1 protein-coding gene is annotated in these 2,120 nt (G+C 68.3%); it reads left to right on the top strand.

The genetic code is table 11. The features are described 5' to 3' along the window. Positions 1-64: 64 nt before the first annotated feature. The coding region (locus tag ACOJSN_RS23235; protein WP_420114858.1) for a helicase-related protein at positions 65-2,120 on the top strand (2,056 nt) is incomplete at its 3' end.

The raw sequence follows: 2,120 nt of genomic DNA, 5'->3' as shown, positions 1-2,120 counted from the left end.
CGAGTCGCAGATCAAGACTCTCGAGGGGAGAGCGAAGAAGCTGCTGGAGAGCAAGGATGTCGGAATGACGTTCGAGCAGACGGGCTGTGATCACCTGATCGTGGACGAGGCCCACCTCTACAAGAACCTCGCACGCGCCTCGGACGTCACCGACCTGAATCACGTGGGCTCGCAGATGGCCTCGGACCTGGACATGAAGATCCACGCGCTGCGCGAGCACCGCATCGAGGTCGCCCAGCGCGACGGCACCTGGCAGCCGGGGATGGTCCCCCACGTGGTGGACTTCGCGACCGGAACACCGGTGGCGAACAACATGGCAGAGCTGTGGGTGATGCAGCGCTACCTGCGCCCGGACGTGCTCGAGGCGCAGGGCATCGACTCGCTGCGGGAGTGGGCGCGTGCCTTCGCCCGCACCGGGCAGGCACTGGAGATGTCCGGCGACGGCGTGACATGGAAGGTGAAAGACCGCGTCCGCTCGTTCGCGAACCTGCCCGAGCTCCTGGCCACCAACCGAGTGTTCATGTCGACGGTCACGCGGGAGGACATCACCCAGGCCGTACCCGGAGGGCTGCCAGAGCTGGTCGGCGGGACGAGACAGGTCCACACCCGTGAGGCGACCGAGCAGGTCAAGGCCTACGGGCAGGAGCTGAAGCGGCGCGCGGAGACTCGCGATCCCACCGGCAAGGACAACATGCTCAAGGTGATCAAGGACGGGCAGCTGGTCGCGCTGGACCCGCGGATGCGAGACCTGGATGCCGATGAGGACGGGGGCCGGATCGGGCAGGTCGCCGACCAGGTCGCCGAGATCCACACCCGCACCAGCGAGAACGTCTACTACGCCAGAGACGGGCAAGTGGAGCCGAACCGTGGCGGGCTGCAGCTGGTGTTCCTGGACTCGGGCGTGCCCGGCGGGTCCACGCTGGACCTTTACGGCATCCTGCGCGACGAGCTCGAACAGCGCGGGGTGGAGCCCGGACAGGTCGCGTTCATCCACGACGCCGCCGATGACCAGGCGCGAGCGCGACTGTTCGAGCAGTGCCGGGACGGTCGCGTGCGGGTGCTGGTCGGATCGACCCAGCGGATGGGCACGGGCGTGAACGTGCAGCGGCGCGCAGTCGCGCTGCACCACGTAGATGTGCCGTGGCGCCCCGACGAGCTCGAGCAGCGCGAGGGCCGGCTGATCCGACAGGGCAACGCGAACAGCGAGGTCGAGGTCCACACCTACGTCACGACCGGCACCGTCGATGCGATGTCGTGGCAGACCATCGAGCGGAAGGCCGCCTTCATCGGCCAGATCACCAAGGGCACCACCACCGAGCGGACCCTGGAGCAGGACGACGAGTCGATGGAGCAGATGGCCCGCGCGGTCGCGGCCCTCGCCGCGGACTCACCGCTGGTGATGGAGCGGGTGGAAGTCCTCAACGAGATCACCCGCCTGCAGAACCTCGAGACCGCACACCGCACCGAGTTCGGCTCCGCCAAGGGGCGTCTGCGCTCCGTCGAGCGAGACATTCGCCTGGCCGAGCAGACACTCCCCCGGCTCGAAAGCGTCGTGACGGCGATCCAGCCTGACGCGGGCATCATCCTCGCCGACGGCAGCCGGCCCGAAACGGCGACCGAGACCGCCGAAGCGATCCGGTCCACCCTGCGCAGTGCAGGACCCGCGATCGCGGCCGAGGAGCGACCGCTGATCGCCTCCGTGCAGGGCATCGACTTCGTCGCCTCCCCTCAGAGGCACACCTGGCGGATCCATGCCGCGGGCGCGTTCGAGGTCGGCTTCGATCTCGAGCCGAGCCGGGACACGCTCGCCAAGACGAACCTCCCCGTCCGCCTGGCGAACCAGCTCGAGAAGCTGCCCGCCCGTGTCGAGGAGGAGCGTGATCGGATCGCGCAGTGGAACGAACAGGTGAGTGAGCTGCGCGCCTTCGTCGAGACTGACCAGGGATTCCCCGAAGCGACCGCGTTGCGCAGTGCCCAGCTGCGCCTGGCCGAGATCGACACCGAACTGGGGATGACCGACGACGGCGAGGTCACCGAGCGAGTCTTCGCCTCCGAGATGCACGGCCGCGTGTCCCTGCCGAGCAGCCGGCACGAACTGCGCATCGGTGACGCGTTCAAGA

Origin of the sequence: Pseudactinotalea sp., from assembly GCF_048594945.1 — a bacterium.
Lineage (GTDB): Bacteria > Actinomycetota > Actinomycetes > Actinomycetales > Beutenbergiaceae > Pseudactinotalea.
This window is presented reverse-complemented; position numbering and strand designations above follow the sequence as displayed.